The sequence below is a fragment of the Alistipes sp. UBA1686 genome (assembly GCF_002320215.1).
Taxonomy (GTDB): Bacteria; Bacteroidota; Bacteroidia; order Bacteroidales; family Rikenellaceae; genus Alistipes; species Alistipes onderdonkii.
Genome location: NZ_DCKA01000021.1, coordinates 504,119 through 519,232, shown reverse-complemented (window position 1 = coordinate 519,232; position 15,114 = coordinate 504,119). Strand labels below are relative to the sequence as shown.

13 protein-coding genes are annotated in these 15,114 nt (G+C 60.2%); 11 read left to right on the top strand and 2 right to left on the bottom strand.

Annotated features, from left to right (window positions below):
- Positions 1-6: 6 nt before the first annotated feature.
- The 7 genes from B3C38_RS12255 (at position 7) to B3C38_RS12225 (ending at position 8,305) form a co-directional block, all read left to right on the top strand.
- Positions 7-828, top strand: coding sequence for an ROK family protein (locus B3C38_RS12255; protein ID WP_055211164.1), 822 nt, complete (start codon positions 7-9; stop codon positions 826-828).
- An 83-nt stretch (positions 829-911) separates the two neighbouring features.
- Positions 912-2,546 carry a beta-N-acetylhexosaminidase gene (locus B3C38_RS12250; RefSeq protein ID WP_022333461.1) on the top strand — a complete coding sequence of 545 codons (1,635 nt, stop codon included), beginning with the start codon at positions 912-914 and terminating at the stop codon, positions 2,544-2,546.
- A gap of 154 nt (positions 2,547-2,700) precedes the next feature.
- Positions 2,701-4,266: a hypothetical protein gene (locus B3C38_RS12245; RefSeq protein ID WP_022333462.1), complete on the top strand. Its 1,566-nt coding sequence runs from the start codon at positions 2,701-2,703 to the stop codon at positions 4,264-4,266.
- A gap of 4 nt (positions 4,267-4,270) precedes the next feature.
- Positions 4,271-4,978: a 16S rRNA (cytidine(1402)-2'-O)-methyltransferase gene (rsmI, locus tag B3C38_RS12240; RefSeq protein WP_022333463.1), complete on the top strand. Its 708-nt coding sequence runs from the start codon at positions 4,271-4,273 to the stop codon at positions 4,976-4,978.
- Positions 4,979-4,989: 11 nt separating this feature from the next.
- The gene (locus tag B3C38_RS12235) at positions 4,990-6,369 is read left to right on the top strand and encodes a TIGR00341 family protein (protein ID WP_022333464.1); all 1,380 of its coding nucleotides are present in this window, start codon (positions 4,990-4,992) and stop codon (positions 6,367-6,369) included.
- A 15-nt stretch (positions 6,370-6,384) separates the two neighbouring features.
- On the top strand, positions 6,385-7,305 hold the full coding sequence (locus B3C38_RS12230; RefSeq protein ID WP_022333465.1) for a lysophospholipid acyltransferase family protein: 921 nt from the start codon (positions 6,385-6,387) through the stop codon (positions 7,303-7,305).
- Positions 7,292-8,305 (top strand): glycosyltransferase family 2 protein, encoded by a 1,014-nt coding sequence (locus B3C38_RS12225; RefSeq protein ID WP_237957697.1) that lies wholly within the window; start codon positions 7,292-7,294, stop codon positions 8,303-8,305. Before B3C38_RS12230 ends, B3C38_RS12225 begins: the two co-directional genes overlap by 14 nt.
- A 111-nt stretch (positions 8,306-8,416) precedes the next feature.
- Here the strand turns inward: B3C38_RS12225 and B3C38_RS12220 are convergent, their stop codons facing one another.
- Positions 8,417-10,093 (bottom strand): glutamine--tRNA ligase/YqeY domain fusion protein, encoded by a 1,677-nt coding sequence (locus B3C38_RS12220; protein WP_055203242.1) that lies wholly within the window; start codon positions 10,091-10,093, stop codon positions 8,417-8,419.
- Between the two features lie 27 nt (positions 10,094-10,120).
- Complete coding sequence (locus B3C38_RS12215; RefSeq protein ID WP_055203244.1) at positions 10,121-11,224, bottom strand: hypothetical protein; 1,104 nt, start codon at positions 11,222-11,224, stop codon at positions 10,121-10,123.
- Between the two features lie 87 nt (positions 11,225-11,311).
- Here B3C38_RS12215 and B3C38_RS12210 point away from each other — a divergent pair, with 87 nt between their 5' ends.
- From B3C38_RS12210 to B3C38_RS12195, 4 genes are all read left to right on the top strand, one after another.
- On the top strand, positions 11,312-11,848 hold the full coding sequence (locus tag B3C38_RS12210) for an RNA methyltransferase (protein ID WP_286727268.1): 537 nt from the start codon (positions 11,312-11,314) through the stop codon (positions 11,846-11,848).
- 245 nt (positions 11,849-12,093) lie between these two features.
- Positions 12,094-12,909: a 3-methyl-2-oxobutanoate hydroxymethyltransferase gene (panB, locus tag B3C38_RS12205; protein ID WP_256166324.1), complete on the top strand. Its 816-nt coding sequence runs from the start codon at positions 12,094-12,096 to the stop codon at positions 12,907-12,909.
- Positions 12,910-13,298: 389 nt separating this feature from the next.
- On the top strand, positions 13,299-14,777 hold the full coding sequence (guaB, locus tag B3C38_RS12200) for an IMP dehydrogenase (protein WP_022333007.1): 1,479 nt from the start codon (positions 13,299-13,301) through the stop codon (positions 14,775-14,777).
- Positions 14,770-15,114 (top strand): DUF3795 domain-containing protein, encoded by a 345-nt coding sequence (locus tag B3C38_RS12195; protein ID WP_279143645.1) that lies wholly within the window; start codon positions 14,770-14,772, stop codon positions 15,112-15,114. Before guaB ends, B3C38_RS12195 begins: the two co-directional genes overlap by 8 nt.

The following is a 15,114-nucleotide window of genomic DNA, read 5'->3' as shown; positions in this document are numbered from 1 at the left end:
TGCACGATGAGGATTGGTGTGGATTTGGGCGGCACGAACGTGCGCGCCGGCCTGGTGAAGGATGGCCGCATCGTGCGGTTGCTCTCCGAACCCTGCAAAGCCGACCGCCCCGAAGGGGAGGTCGTGGATCAAATTGCCTCGCTCATCGGGAAGCTCATCACCCCCGACGTCGCCCGCATCGGTATCGGCGTGCCGTCGGTCGTGGATGCGGCGCGCGGGATCGTCTACAATGTCGTAGGCATCCCGTCGTGGCGCGAGGTATACCTCAAAGACCTGCTCGAAAAACGGTTCGGTGTCCCCGTATATGTCAACAACGACTGCAATTGCTTTGCTTTGGGCGTCAGCCGCTTCGGCGAGGCGAGCGCATATAGCGACGTGGTGTGCGTGGCGCTCGGCACGGGTGTCGGCGCAGGGATCGTGATCGGTGGCGAACTCTATTGCGGGCACGATACGGGTGCCGGGGAGATCGGGAGCATTCCGTACCTCGACCGCGATTACGAATACTATTGCAGCAGCCGTTTCTTCGTAGGCCGCGGCACGACGGGCAAGGAAGCCTACGAGCGTGCCCTGGCGGGCGATCCCGCGGCGCTGGCGCTGTGGCACGAATTCGGCGGACATATCGGGCGGCTGGTGATGATGATCCTCTATGCCTACGACCCCGAAGCGATCGTTTTCGGCGGGAGCATCGCCCATGCCTTCGGGTTTTTCCGGGAAGCGATGTACGAGCAGTTGAAACAGTTCCCGTATGCCAAGACGGTCGAACGGCTCCATATCTGCTGTTCGTCGGTCGAACACGTGGGGCTGCTGGGGGCTTCGGCGTGCGAATAACGGGCCGGGGTTTTGATTTGTCCGTTTTTTGCCTTATTTTTACCTTGTGTTTCGGAGGAACCTCCATTTAAAATAACCCGGATATGAAGAGACTTATACCCCTCGTTGTCCTTTGTGCAGCCCTCTGCGGCTGCGGTAAGGTAATCCCCGCCGACGATGAAGTCGCGGTGGTACCGCTCCCCGAACGCGTCGCGAAGGGGCAGGGAACTTTTTTGCTGACCGCTTCGACCGAAGCGGTGCTGCTGTCCGGCGACGACAGTCTGGCCTGTGTGACCGGGGCGCTCGACCAGGTACTGGAACCGGTGTTCGGCAAAGGGTTGCGGGTGCGGCATGCCGACGTGCCCCTCGACGGGGCGCTGAATATCTCGTGCGACGCGGCGATGCCGGCGGATGGCTACCGCCTGGAGATTACGCCCGGGCGTGCGGAGATTGTTGCCGGGAGCGCAGCCGGGGCGTTCTATGCGGTGCAGACCCTCCGCCAGCTGATCCCCGCTGCGGCTTACGGTGCGGCCAACGTGCGGGCCGTGGAGCTGCCCGTCGTGACGATCGAGGACAAACCGTGCCTGGGCTACCGGGGCATGATGCTCGACGTCTGCCGCCATTTCTTCACGGTCGACGAAGTGAAGGAGGCGCTCGATATCATGGCCCTGCATAAGCTCAACGTGTTCCACTGGCACCTGACCGACGACCAGGGATGGCGTATCGAGATTAAGAAATACCCGAAACTGACCGAGGTGGGTTCCGTACGCAGCCGTACGCTGATCGGCCGCGACCCGGGCGGCGAGTACGACGAAAACTGCAAGTTCGACGAAACGCCCTATGGCGGTTACTATACGCAGGACGAGATCCGCGACATCGTGGACTACGCCGCGAAGCGTTTTATCACGGTGATCCCCGAGATCGAATTCCCCGGACATGCCGTGGGCGCGCTGGCCTCCTATCCGTGGCTCGGCTGCACGGGCGAACAATACGAGGTGCGCCAGACCTGGGATATCGACGACAGGGTGTTCTGCATCGGCAAGGAGACGACCTTCGAATTCATCGAGGGGGTGCTGGAAGAGGTCGTCGGCCTTTTCCCGTCGGAATACATCCATATCGGCGGCGACGAATGTCCGACGGTGATGTGGGAGAAGTGCCCGCATTGCAAGGCGCGCATGAAGGCCGAAGGGCTGAGGCGCCCGCGCCAGTTGCAGAATTACGCTACGGCGCGCGTCGAAAAGTTTCTGAACGCCCGCGGACGCCGCCTGATCGGCTGGGATGAGATTCTCGAAGGCGATGTCACCCCGACGGCGACCATCATGTCGTGGCGCGGAGCGAAAGGGGGGATCGAGGCCGCCAGGCAGGGCAACCATGCCATCATGGCGCCGACCACGAACTGCTACCTGGATTACTACCAGACGCGCGATACGGCCCGCGAACCCCTTGCCATCGGCGGGTACCTACCTGTGGAGAAGGTCTACGAACTCGATCCTTACGAGCAGCTGACGCCTGCCGAGCAGGTTTGTATCCTGGGCGTGCAGGCCAACCTGTGGACGGAGTATATCGCGACATGGCCCCATGCCGAATATATGCTTCTGCCGCGCCTGAGCGCGCTGGCCGAAGTGGGGTGGAGCCTCGACCGGAAGGATTATGCCGGCTATCTGCACCGTGTCCGCCGCCTGGCGCGGATCTACGATGCCTGCGGGTATAATTATGCGCGGCATATTTTCGGGGAGTAGACTACTCCCGCATACGAACGGGGATCGGCTGTGTGTCGATCCCCGTTTTTTGTGCCCCGCAGCGGCGCCGCAGGCCCTCGGGGATATTATCTCGGGTTTTGGGCGGCGTGTTCGTAAATTTTTCCTATCTTTGGAGGCAAAAAGTGTGCGGATTATGGATTTGAAATACGTGCGGAGCGAATTGCGCAAGCTCTCGGAAATCGTTGAAGGCTGGAATGCGAACCAGGAGATCGGCTCCCTCGAGCGGGATCTCGTACTCGATAAGTTGCGGACACTCTACGAGGCCGTGCGTTTCGGTGCGGAGGCGGAACCTCCCGCGGCAGATGCCTCCGGACAGGAACCCTTCCCGACGGAGATTCCGGTCAGCTTAGACCTCGGCGAGGTGCTTTCGATCGAGTCGCTGTCCGTGGCGGAACCCGAATTACCGTCGCTCTCCGGATCCGGGCCGGAACCCGAATCAGGGTTCATTGCGCCCCTGGCCGGCCTGCCCGTGGCGGAGTCCGGGGCAGATTTCCCCGATTGCGATACCGCGGTGGCGGAAACGGTGGCCGAATCCGTGCTGGATTCCGTGCCGGCGGACGGACAAGAGCCGGCCGGGGTTGTTGCGGAACCTGCCGAAATCCCGGCTGAACCGGCTGCGGGGCCGATTGCGGAGGCTGAACCCCCGGTTGCCGGGCTGGTTTCCGATCCTGAAACCCCGGCTGCGGAAGAAATTCCTGCGCCCGAATCGACTGGAAATAGCGCCGGCAAGGAAGTGCCGGCTGAAAATATTGCGGCGGCATCCGAATCGCATGGGGATTCCGGTTCGCAGGAGCTTGCCCGTGTGCCGGGGGCATCCGGGCCGCAAGGGGCAACCGCCCCCCGGGACGAGCCCGCACACCGGGAAGCACCCTCGGGGATGCCCGAACCGGAAGCAATTGCCGGATCAGGGGCGGAAACGGGCGTTACCCACCCGGCTCCCGGAGCGGGGACGCATCCTGCGGCAGCGCCGCAGCCGATCGCGCCGACCTTGTTCGGCATCGAAGAGGAGACCCAGCGCCACCGCCATAAACAGCGGGTAATCATGTCGCTTTACAATCCCGAACCCACGGCTGCACGGCCGACGGCCGAAAAGCCTGCTCCGGCACCTGCCGCGGGGGACGCCGCAAGAACCGCGGCCGGGCGGCCGCAGCTTCCAACCGACAGTCTGGCAACCGACAGCCCGGAACCGGTATCCGGCCCTGGCGTTTCTGTCCCGGACACCCAGCGTATGTTCGCCGGGGATGAAGCTCCTGCGGAAGGGGTGTATGCGGCGTCCGTGTCGCAGCGTCCGGCACCCGTGCCCGACACCGGGAATGACGACGAAGAGCCCGATTTCGAGGAGATTACCCTTGCAGGGAACGGGGCGCCGAATAACGGGGCCGTACTGGGCGAAGTGATCAACCATGACAAACAGACGCTGGCCGATACGATTGTGCCGCCGCGCGACATGGCCTCGGAACTGCGCCGCAGCGAGCCCGTCACCGACCTGAGGCGCGCCATCGGCATCAACGACAAGTTCCTGATGATCCGCGACTTGTTCGACGGCGATGCCCGGGCTTACGAAGCGGCGCTCGACAAGCTCGATGCCTTCGGCGATTTCGACGACTGCATGATTTACATTGCCGAGAATTATGTCTGGAATGCCAATTCCGACGGCGCGAAGTTCCTGATGGAACTGCTCGAACGTAAATTCGCATAGCCCCATGGCCAAGCTCTATATCGTACCTACCCCGATCGGGAACCTCGACGATATCACGCTGCGGGCGGTCAATGTGCTGCGCGAGGTGGATTTCATCCTCGCCGAGGATACGCGTACTACGTCGTTCCTGCTCAGACACCTCGGTATCGAGAAAAAACTCCATTCGCACCACAAGTTCAACGAACACGCCACGGTCAAGATGGTGGCCGGGTCGATTGCCGCCGGACGCAATGCCGCGCTGGTCTCGGACGCCGGGACGCCCGGGATCTCCGATCCGGGGTTTCTGCTGGTCAGGACGTGTGTCGAGGCCGGCATCGAGGTCGAGACGCTCCCCGGTGCCACGGCGCTGGTTCCCGCTCTTGTGCAGAGCGGATTCCCGTGCGACCGGTTTTGTTTCGAGGGGTTTCTGCCCCAGAAAAAGGGGCGGGCGAAGCAGTTGCAGTCGCTTGCCGACGAGGAGCGCACGATGGTATTCTACGAATCGCCCTACCGGGTGGTGAAATGCCTCGAACAGTTCGCCGAAGTTTTCGGATCGGAACGCAGGGTGTCCGTATCGCGTGAGCTGACCAAGAAGTTCGAGCAGACCGTGCGGGGCACTGTCGCCGAAGTGCTGGAACATTTTCGTACGACGGAACCCAAAGGCGAATTTGTGATCGTATTGGCCGGGAAACCCAAACCGAAGAGGGAATTACCGGATGAGGAGACTGAATAAAGGACTGGAAAATGGAAAACAACAACGATACGCATCGGATCAAACGTTCTTCCTCGGCATGGCTGGGAGAGATGCGTGAATTCCTCCGGGGGCGTTTCAGCCTCGACGAAGACAAGGCACAGCGCGACGAGGTCGTGGCGTCGATCTCCAAAGGGGTGGTATTCCGCGGGGTCAACCTGTGGGTGCTGATTTTTGCGACGATGATCGCGTCGCTGGGCCTGAATGTCAATTCGGCCGCCGTGATTATCGGCGCCATGCTCATCTCGCCCATCATGGGGCCGATCATGGGCATCGGCCTCTCGCTGGGTATCAACGATTTCGAACTGCTCAAAAAGTCGCTGCGCAATTATGCGCTGATGTTCGTCGTGGCGATCGTCACCTCGACAGCCTATTTCCTGGTGTCGCCCCTGTCGTCGAACAGCAGCGAGTTGCTGGCACGTACCGTGCCGACGACCTACGACGTGCTGATCGCATTGTTCGGCGGCCTGGCTGGTATCGTGGCGCAGACGCGGCAGGATCGCACTTCGACCGTGATCCCGGGCGTGGCGATCGCTACGGCGCTGATCCCGCCCCTTTGTACCGCGGGCTTCGGCCTTGCCACGGGGCAGATACGGTTTTTCTTCGGGGCGTTCTACCTCTTTTTCATCAACTCGGTATTCATCGCCCTGGCGACCTATGCCATGGTGCGGTTCCTGAAATACGAGAAAAAGGCGTTCATCGACAAGGTGCGCGAGCGCAACGTGAAGCGGCTGATGATGGTCATCACGCTGGTGACCTTCATCCCGAGCGTCGTCATCGGGTTCCACATGGTCAGGGTGTCGCTTTTCGAGGCGGCGGCCGACAAATATGTCTCGCAGGTATTCAATTTTCCCCATACGCGTGTGATCGAGTGCAATAAGCGTTACGCACACCACGGACATCCGTCGCAGATCGAACTGCTGCTCCTGGGGGAGCCGCTCGACGACGGAACCATAGAAAACGCCCGCACGCAGATGGGTAGCTTCGGGCTCGACAAGGCCGAGCTGGTCGTCCGCCAGGCAAACACCACGGACAAGATCGACGTGGCGTCACTGCAACAAAGTTACCTCGAGCTTCTGGAGGAGAAGAACAGGCGCATCGGCGAGATGGCTGCGCAGCTGAAACGCTACCGCGTCACGAATGTCGAGGTGGACGACATTTCGCGCGAGGTGGGTGCCATGACCACGAACGTCAGGGCCATATCGCTCATGAAGGGCATTACGTTCGACGTTTCGGGCGCACCGCTCGATACGACGCTCGTCTGTGTGGTCACGCCGAAAGTCGCATCTGATTCCATCGACCGGACGACGCTCGCGAACTGGCTGAGAATCCGCACCAAGGTCGCCAATGTAAAACTTTTCGTCGAACCGTAACCGCTGATTTTCCGGATGAAACGTACAGAGCTGAATTTCATACAAAAGATATGGTTGGAGTTCCTGTGGCTTGGGGCGCGGGTATTTGCCGTGATGCCTTACTGGTTCAAGTACTACATTGTTGAAAACCTGCTCTTTTTCATCATATATTATTGCCTGCGCTACCGCATGAAGGTCGTGAAGGCCAATTTGCGGAACTCGTTCCCCGAAAAAAGCGAGCAGGAACGGGCGGCCGTCTGCCGCAGTTTTTACCGTACGCTTGCCGAGATTTTCGTCGATACGGTCAATATGGCCCACATGAGCGAGGAAAAAGGCCGTACGGTACTCACCGTAAAAGGGTTCGAGGAACATTATGCGCAGGTGCACGGCCGTGACTGGATCGCCATGACGGCCCATTTCGGCTGCTGGGAGTATTGCTCCTACTGGGGGCTTTACGAACGCTCGCAGATGCTCGTGGCCGTTTACCACCCGTTGCGCAGCAAAGTGATGGAACGCCTTTACCAGCGCCTGCGCAACTACGAGAATTCGATGACCGTGGCGATGAAGGATTCGCTGCGCTTCTACCTGCGCAACAGGGAACGCGGCATCGAGGGCAAGAACCTCGTGATGGGGCTTATCGCCGACCAGAACCCGCCGCGCCGCCCCGACAGCCATTGGTTCCGCTTTCTCAACCAGGATACGATCTTCTTCGATGGCGGGGAGAAACTGGCGCTGCGCTGTAACCTGCCGGTCTATTTCGTCCGGATGGAGCGCTTGCAGCGGGGACGTTACCAGATGTCGTTCGAACCGATCTATGACGGTGTGGAGGAGGTCGCCGAATACGAAATCACGGAACGCTACGTTAGACGTTTGGAAGCCATGATCCGCGAGCATCCCGAGCTCTGGATGTGGTCGCACCGCCGCTGGAAACACAAACGCACGAATGCCAATCGTTAAAATCGTCATACTCAACTGGAACGGCGCGGAACACCTGCGCCGCTTCCTGCCGAGCGTCGTGGCCGCGGCTCCCGCCGGGGTCGGGGTCGTCGTCGCCGACAACGGTTCGACGGACGGGTCGCTGGCGGTGCTGGCGGAGAAGTTCCCGACCGTCGCTGTGGTGCGCCTCGACCGGAATTACGGTTTCGCGGGCGGTTACAACCGCGCTTTGGCGCAGGTCGAGGCGGATTATTACCTGCTGCTCAATTCCGATGTCGAGACACCCCGGGGATGGCTGGAGCCGATCCTCGGCGTTCTGGAGCGTGAGCCCGACGTGGCGGTCGTTTCGCCCAAGCTGGTTTCGTGGCTCGACCGTACGAAATTCGAGTACGCAGGGGCTTCCGGGGGCTTTATCGACTTCCTGGGCTATCCTTTTTGCCGGGGGCGTATCCTCAAGCGGGTCGAAGCCGACGAGGGGCAGTACGACGATGCCCGCGACGTATTCTGGGTCAGCGGAGCGGCTTTTTGCTGCCGTGCCGACGTGTTCCGCGCATTAGGGGGCTTCGACGACGATTTCTTCGCCCACATGGAGGAGATCGACCTCTGCTGGCGCATGCAGCTCGCGGGTTACCGCGTGCGGGTCGTGCCCGGGAGTACGGTCTACCACCTCGGCGGCGGGACGCTGACGACCGATTCCCCGACCAAGGTGTTCTACAACCATCGCAATAACCTGGCGATGCTCTACAAGTGTGCTTCTCCCGTACAGCGTGCCGTAGTGGCCATCGTACGCCCCGTGCTCGACCTGATGGCGGCATTGTCGTATCTGGCACAGGGACGGGGCGATAATTTCCGTGCCGTATTCCGCGCCTGGCGCGATTTCCTCCGCTGGCACGGCAGCCTGTCGCGCAAGCGGAAGGAGATTCGGCAGCAGTGCAGGGGGACGGTCGCCGGGAAGGTTTACCGCGGTTCCGTAGTCCTGCGTTACCTTTTGGGGCGAAAGACCTTCGGGCGGATGATGTGACCCGGCGGAAAAGCTCAGGACGGAGATCTGCCTTCCGGTGAAATAACCTGAAACAAGACCTCCCGGTTCTGCCGGGAGGTCTTGTTTTTATAAATAGTATTCCGTGTTTTCCTACTTGTTGATTTTCGCCCACGAATCCTTGAGCGTCACCGTGCGGTTGAACACGGGGTGTTCGGGTGTCGAGTCGGTGTCGGGGCAGAAGTAGCCTACGCGCTCGAACTGCACGGCCTGCCCTATGGGTATGTCGCGCAGCGACGGCTCCAGGTAGCCCGTGACCTTGACCATGGATTCGGGGTTGAGGTTGTCCTCCCAGGTCTGTCCTTCCTTCACGTCGTCGGGGTTCTCCTTCGTGAAGAGCGGGTTGAACAGGCGGATTTCGGCCTCCACGGCATCTTTGGCCGATACCCAGTGGATGACACCCTTCACGCGGCGGCCGTCGCTCGACGACCCTCTGCCCGACATCGGGTCATAGGTGCAGCGCAGCTCGGTGATGTTGCCCGCGGCATCCTTGATGACCTCCTCGCACCTGATCAGGTACGAATAGCGCAGGCGCACCTCGCCGCCGGGTGCCAGGCGGAAGAACTTTTTGGGAGGCTCCTCCATGAAATCGTCGCGCTCGATGTAGATGACCTTCGAGAAGGGCACCTGCCGCGTGCCGGCCGATTCGTCCTCGGGGTTGTTGATCGCCGTGAAGAGCTCGGTCTTGCCTTCCTCGTAGTTGGTGATGACCACCTTCAGCGGGTTGAGCACTGCCATGCGGCGCTCTGCGATCTTGTTCAGGTCTTCGCGCACGCAGTATTCGAGCTTGCCCAGGTCGATCACGTTGTCGCGCTTGGCGACGCCCACCATCTCGGCGAAGTTCCGCACCGAGGCCGGGGTATAGCCCTTGCGGCGCAAAGCGCAGATCGTCGGCATGCGGGGGTCGTCCCAGCCCATCACGGCGCCTTCCTGCACGAGTTTGAGCAGCTTGCGCTTCGACATCATCGTGTAGGTGAGGTTCAGCCGGGCGAATTCGTACTGGTGCGAAGGGTAGATCTCCAGCGCCTGGATGAACCAGTCGTAGAGAGGACGGTGCACGTCGAATTCGAGCGTGCAGATCGAGTGGGTGATCTGCTCGATCGAGTCGCTCTGGCCGTGGGCATAGTCGTACATCGGGTAGATGCACCACTTGTTGCCCGTGCGGTGATGCTCGGCATGGATGATGCGGTACATGATCGGGTCGCGGAAGAGCATGTTGGGGTGCGCCATGTCGATCTTGGCGCGCAGCACCTTGGCCCCGTCGGGGAATTCGCCGTTTTTCATGCGGACGAACAGGTCGAGGTTTTCCTCCACGGAGCGGTCGCGCCACGGCGACGGAGTGCCCGGTACGGAAACCGTACCGCGGTTTTCGCGGATCTGCTCCTGTGTCTGGTCGTCGACGTATGCCAACCCTTTTTTAATCAGTACGATCGCCCAGTCGTAGAGCTGGTCGAAATAGTCCGACGCATAGCGTTCGACGGCCCAGTCGAACCCGAGCCACTGGATGTCGCGCTTGATCGAATCGACATACTCTACATCCTCCTTGACGGGGTTCGTATCGTCGAAACGGAGGTTGCACTTGCCACCGTATTTTTTCGCCAGCCCGAAGTTGATGCAGATGCTCTTGGCGTGTCCGATATGCAGGTAGCCGTTCGGTTCGGGCGGGAAACGGGTCTGGACGCGCGTTTCGCCCTTGGCGATCGACTCTTCGATGATCTCTTCGAGGAAGTTCAGCGACTTCTCCCGTGTTTCGTTTGTTTCGCTTGCCATATGTGTATGTTTCGCTTGTTGTATGCTTTATTTCTTTGCCTTGGGGCCGATGTTGAACAGCTTCTGGATGTCCACCGAGAGCTTCACGACCTGCTGGGTGCCCATGCCCGTGCCGTCGTAGTGGAACACCATGCCCGCCTCGACGGCCAGCGTGCCCTTGAAGAATCGGCGGTCGTAGCCGACCCACGTGCGGTTGTAGATGTGCTCCGTCGTGGCATAGAACGGTTCGCCGGCGTACAGTCCGTCCTGTCCGTAGGTAATGGGGATGTCTTCGCCGACCGCGATGTTGCGCAGGGGTTGCAGGTTTTCGCCCAGATAGAGGTTGTTCTCGAGTTTCACGCCCCACTTGGTCAGCACGAAGTCGATCTGTGCACCGCACGGTTTTTTCCAGTTGTGGTCTACGCTGCGGCCGCGCTGCGGGGCGAAGAGGAACCCGGCCTTGATGTCGAAGTCGAAGAAGGCGTTGAATCCCCAGCCCGCATAGGGGTTTACCAGCAGGTTGTCCGTGACGTTCTCGTTGAGCTTCGAACCTGCGAAATGGAACATCGAGAAGGCATAACCGAAGTAGAAGCCCCGCTCGAGCGTGTAGCGTCCCGCCGAGATGATGCGGAACATTTCGCGCGACTGCTCGGAATACATGCCTTCCCAGTCGATCGCCATTTCTACATAGGTATTCTCGCGCTCGGTGGATTTATAATGCCCGAGGAAACCCGACAGGCGGTTGTGGTAGAACGCCGTCGAGTCGCTGAAGAACGCCCTCGAATAATCGCCCAGCAGCTCCTTGCGGTCGAAGATACCGGCGTTGGCCTGTACGTTCTTGCTGTTGAACTGGTAATATATCAGCGGTTTCACGTCGCTCAGGAACGGTTCGCGGGCGCCGTTGTGCTGCCCGAAGTTCTGCAGGAGGTCTACGCCGAAGATCAGCCGGTTTTTCTCCATCCATTCCACGCCGATGCGGGGTGTGAAGCGGGCGCTGAAGAGCGTCTGCGATTCGTTGAAATCGTTGTTGGCGTATTCCCGGTTGTCGAAGCGGGTCGCGAAGTCGGCGCCGACGATCAGATTCTGCGCGCTGAGGCTTCCTCCCGCGGCAAGGGCGGCGAACGATAGCATCAAGACTTTTTTGAGTGACATAATTCTTTTGAATTGAGACCCCAAAAATAGGTAAAATATTTATTATTTGACTACTTTTGACCCCGAAATCACTCATTTGCATACGTTATGCGTAAAATCACCAACGAAGAGCTGAACCGGCCCTCGGCCGGGGAGTTCGCCGCGATGGAGAAAATGCCCGTCGCGGTGGTGCTCGACAACGTCCGTTCGTTGCAGAACGTAGGGGCTTTCTTCCGCACGGGGGATGCTTTCGCCGTGGAACGCATCGCCCTCTGCGGCATCACCGCGACGCCGCCCAACCGCGACATCCACAAGACGGCGCTCGGTGCCGAACTGACCGTGCCGTGGACTTATCACAAGACGACGGAGGAGTGCATTGCCCGCCTGCGCGCCGAAGGCTACCGGGTCTATGCCGTCGAGCAGGTCGAAGGAGCCGTGATGCTCGGCGATTTCCGGGCGGAGCCGGGCGTGAAATATGCGCTCGTGTTCGGCAATGAGGTGATAGGCGTGGGGCAGCAGGCCGTGGACATGTGCCACGGTGCGATCGAGATCCCGCAGGCCGGGACAAAGCATTCGATCAACGTTTCGGTTTCGGGCGGTGTCGTTTTGTGGGATTTTTTTTGCCAAATCCGGCCGAAGCGTTAACTTTGCCGCGCTGAACCTCGGTTTAGCTGCGCCCCGGCAAAACAGATAAATTTGGCTTTGCACCCGGCTTGCGCTATCACCCCGGTTTACAGGTGTTGATAAGTCTCCCTTTTCAAAGGGAGGTTTGGAAGGATTGTCGATATGGAATTGGCGTTTTTGCGCCGTAATACGAATCCGATGGATTCCATACCGGAACCTTGCGAACGAATGAAATGTTGAATAATCCATCGGGTTCGTAGTAAACTATGTCTGTAGAAAGTACTGTCAGGGCAGTGACCACCTACCGTCTGACGGAGATGAAGCAGCGCGGCGAGAAGATCGCCATGCTGACCTCGTACGATTATTCGATGGCCAGGATCGTCGACGCCGCGGGTATCGATGTGATCCTCGTGGGCGACTCGGCGGCCAACGTGATGGCCGGTTACGAAACCACGCTTCCCATTACCCTCGATATGATGATTTACCATGCGCGTTCGGTCGTGCGTGCCGTTAGCCGTGCACTGGTCGTCGTCGACCTGCCGTTCGGAACCTACCAGGGCAATTCGAAGGTGGCGCTCGACTCGGCCATCCGCATCATGAAGGAGACCGAGGCCGATGCCGTGAAGATCGAGGGCGGCGAAGAGATCCTCGAATCGGTTAATCGCATCCTTTCGGCCGGAATACCCGTCATGGGGCACCTGGGGCTGACGCCGCAGTCGATCCATAAGTTCGGGACGTACAGCGTGCGTGCCAAGGAGGAGGCCGAGGCAGCGAAACTCGTCCGCGACGCCCACCTGCTGAGCGATGCGGGGTGCTTCGGCATCGTGCTCGAAAAGATTCCTGCGGCGCTGGCCGCCCGCGTCACCTCCGAAATCTCCGCGCCGACCATCGGCATCGGCGCCGGCGGAGGTTGCGACGGGCAGGTGTTGGTGATCCACGACATGCTGGGCATCAACAAGGGTTTCTCGCCGCGCTTCCTGCGCCGCTATGCCGACCTGTATACCGTCATGTCGGACGCCGTGTCGCAGTATATCACGGACGTCAAATCGTGCGATTTTCCCAACGGGCAGGAGCAGTATTGACCCCGCCGGGTGTGCAGGCCGCCGTGACGGAATAATTTCGATCCCCGACCCTGAGGCCGGGGATTTTTCCTGTCCGGGAAGTCGGCGGCGGGAGGATGCCCCCGATTGCTGTCCAGGGATTCCGGGCGCGGAGCGTCCCCTCCGGCTTGTACGGGACTGCGCTGGCGGCTTCCCGGGACGGGGTGTCGGAGGGGTTTCCTGTCCGGGGCGCTGGCGTGTGTATTTACCCGTCGCGGGGCTTGCCGGGCGTTGTCCCGGGGGCTCCGGATTTTGCCCGCACCCGGCGGCTTTGATAAATTGTTGATAAAAAAATCGTCGCGTTGCCCCGGATATTAGGCCGTTTCGAAAATTATCACTACATTTGCGAGCAACAAAAATCCACGTTCATTATGTCTTTTATCAATGAAAGGGTTCAGCCCGAAGGACTTACGTTCGACGATGTGCTGCTTGTACCCGCCTATTCGGAAGTGTTGCCGCGAGAGGTCAGTGTCCAGACCCGTTTCTCGCGAAATATCAAACTCAACATCCCCATTGTGTCCGCTGCCATGGACACCGTTACCGAAGCGCCGATGGCTATTGCGCTGGCTCGTGAAGGCGGGATCGGCGTGATCCACAAGAACATGTCCATCGCCGAGCAGGCCGCCCACGTGCGCCGGGTGAAGCGGGCCGAGAACGGCATGATTTACGACCCGGTGACCATCTCGAAAGACCATACGGTCGGCGATGCGCTCAACCTGATGAAAGAGAACAAGATCGGGGGTATCCCGGTCGTGGACGCGGATCGGAAGCTGATCGGTATCGTCACCAACCGCGACCTGCGGTTCCAGCGCGACATGTCGCGCCGTATCGAGGAGGTGATGACCCCCGGCGACCGCCTCATCACCACGCATAGCTCCGAATTGTCCAACGCTTCGGAGGTGCTGCTCAACTGCAAGATCGAAAAGCTCCCCGTGGTCGACGACGAAGGCCATCTGGTGGGGCTTATTACTTATAAGGATATCACGAAGGTGCAGGATCATCCCAACGCCTGCAAGGATGCCAAAGGCCGTCTGCGCGTCGCAGCCGGCGTGGGCATCACGCCCGATGCGCTGGATCGCGTGAAGGCGCTCGTCGAGGAGGATGTGGATGCCGTGGTGCTCGACTCCGCGCACGGGCATTCGATGAATATCGTCAATAAGCTCAAGGAGATCAAGGCCGCCTATCCGTCGCTCGACGTGGTGGTCGGAAATATCGCCACGGCAGGGGCCGCACGGTTCCTGATCGAGAACGGCGCCGACGGCATCAAGGTCGGCATCGGCCCCGGCTCGATCTGCACCACCCGCGTGATCGCGGGCGTGGGCGTTCCCCAGTTGTCGGCCATCTATGCCGCGGCGTCGGCCGCCAAAGATACGGGCGTTCCGGTTATCGCCGACGGCGGCCTGCGTTATTCGGGCGACATCGTCAAGGCGCTGGCTGCGGGCGGCGACTGCGTGATGATCGGCTCGATGTTCGCCGGCACGGAGGAGTCTCCCGGCGAGACGATCATCTACAACGGCCGTAAGTTCAAGACCTACCGCGGCATGGGCTCGATCGACGCCATGAAGGCGGGTTCCGCCGACCGCTATTTCCAGAAGGGCTGCGAAGGCAATATCAACAAGCTCGTTCCCGAAGGGATCGTGGCGCGCGTACCCTTCAAGGGCACGTTGAGCGAGGCTGTCTTCCAGCTTATCGGCGGCATCCGTTCGGGCATGGGTTATTGCGGTGCCAGGGACATCGCGGCTTTGCAGCGTGCGCAGTTCATCCGCATCACCTCGAACGGCGTTACGGAGAACCACCCGCACGACGTGACCATCACGAGTGAAACGCCCAATTATTCCCGCGGTGAATAGTTCCGATCCCGGGATTGCGGCCTGCGGGCTTTTTTGCGGTTCATGCCGGAAATTCCGGAAAGGGAGTTGTCCGGGGTGCCGCGATAACGAAAAGGCCGTGTGGTGCAAGGTTCGTTTCTGCTGCCGGGAGAACGGCTGGCAGAGTTGCGCCGAATGCACGCTGGTGCCGCTGGATGCCTGCGGAAAGTTCAATAATTTCATCGCCGGGGTTTTCCAGGTCGTTTTTCGCTCAGACCGTCGCGGTTGCATAGCACGCATCCGCGAAGTCGGGAACGAGGCTTTCACCGCGGAGATGCGCCTTGCGGGAAGTTACAACCGTCCGGTAAAAAGAAAATAA

Coding starts and splice junctions, on each gene's coding strand:
- B3C38_RS12245 (WP_022333462.1), top strand. CDS start 2,701: ATGGATTTGAAATACGTGCGGAGCGAATTGCGCAAGCTCTCGGAAATC.
- B3C38_RS12255 (WP_055211164.1), top strand. CDS start 7: ATGAGGATTGGTGTGGATTTGGGCGGCACGAACGTGCGCGCCGGCCTG.
- B3C38_RS12250 (WP_022333461.1), top strand. CDS start 912: ATGAAGAGACTTATACCCCTCGTTGTCCTTTGTGCAGCCCTCTGCGGC.
- B3C38_RS12230 (WP_022333465.1), top strand. CDS start 6,385: ATGAAACGTACAGAGCTGAATTTCATACAAAAGATATGGTTGGAGTTC.
- rsmI (WP_022333463.1), top strand. CDS start 4,271: ATGGCCAAGCTCTATATCGTACCTACCCCGATCGGGAACCTCGACGAT.
- guaB (WP_022333007.1), top strand. CDS start 13,299: ATGTCTTTTATCAATGAAAGGGTTCAGCCCGAAGGACTTACGTTCGAC.
- B3C38_RS12225 (WP_237957697.1), top strand. CDS start 7,292: ATGCCAATCGTTAAAATCGTCATACTCAACTGGAACGGCGCGGAACAC.
- B3C38_RS12215 (WP_055203244.1), bottom strand. CDS start 11,224: ATGTCACTCAAAAAAGTCTTGATGCTATCGTTCGCCGCCCTTGCCGCG.
- B3C38_RS12235 (WP_022333464.1), top strand. CDS start 4,990: ATGGAAAACAACAACGATACGCATCGGATCAAACGTTCTTCCTCGGCA.
- panB (WP_256166324.1), top strand. CDS start 12,094: ATGTCTGTAGAAAGTACTGTCAGGGCAGTGACCACCTACCGTCTGACG.
- B3C38_RS12210 (WP_286727268.1), top strand. CDS start 11,312: ATGCGTAAAATCACCAACGAAGAGCTGAACCGGCCCTCGGCCGGGGAG.
- B3C38_RS12220 (WP_055203242.1), bottom strand. CDS start 10,093: ATGGCAAGCGAAACAAACGAAACACGGGAGAAGTCGCTGAACTTCCTC.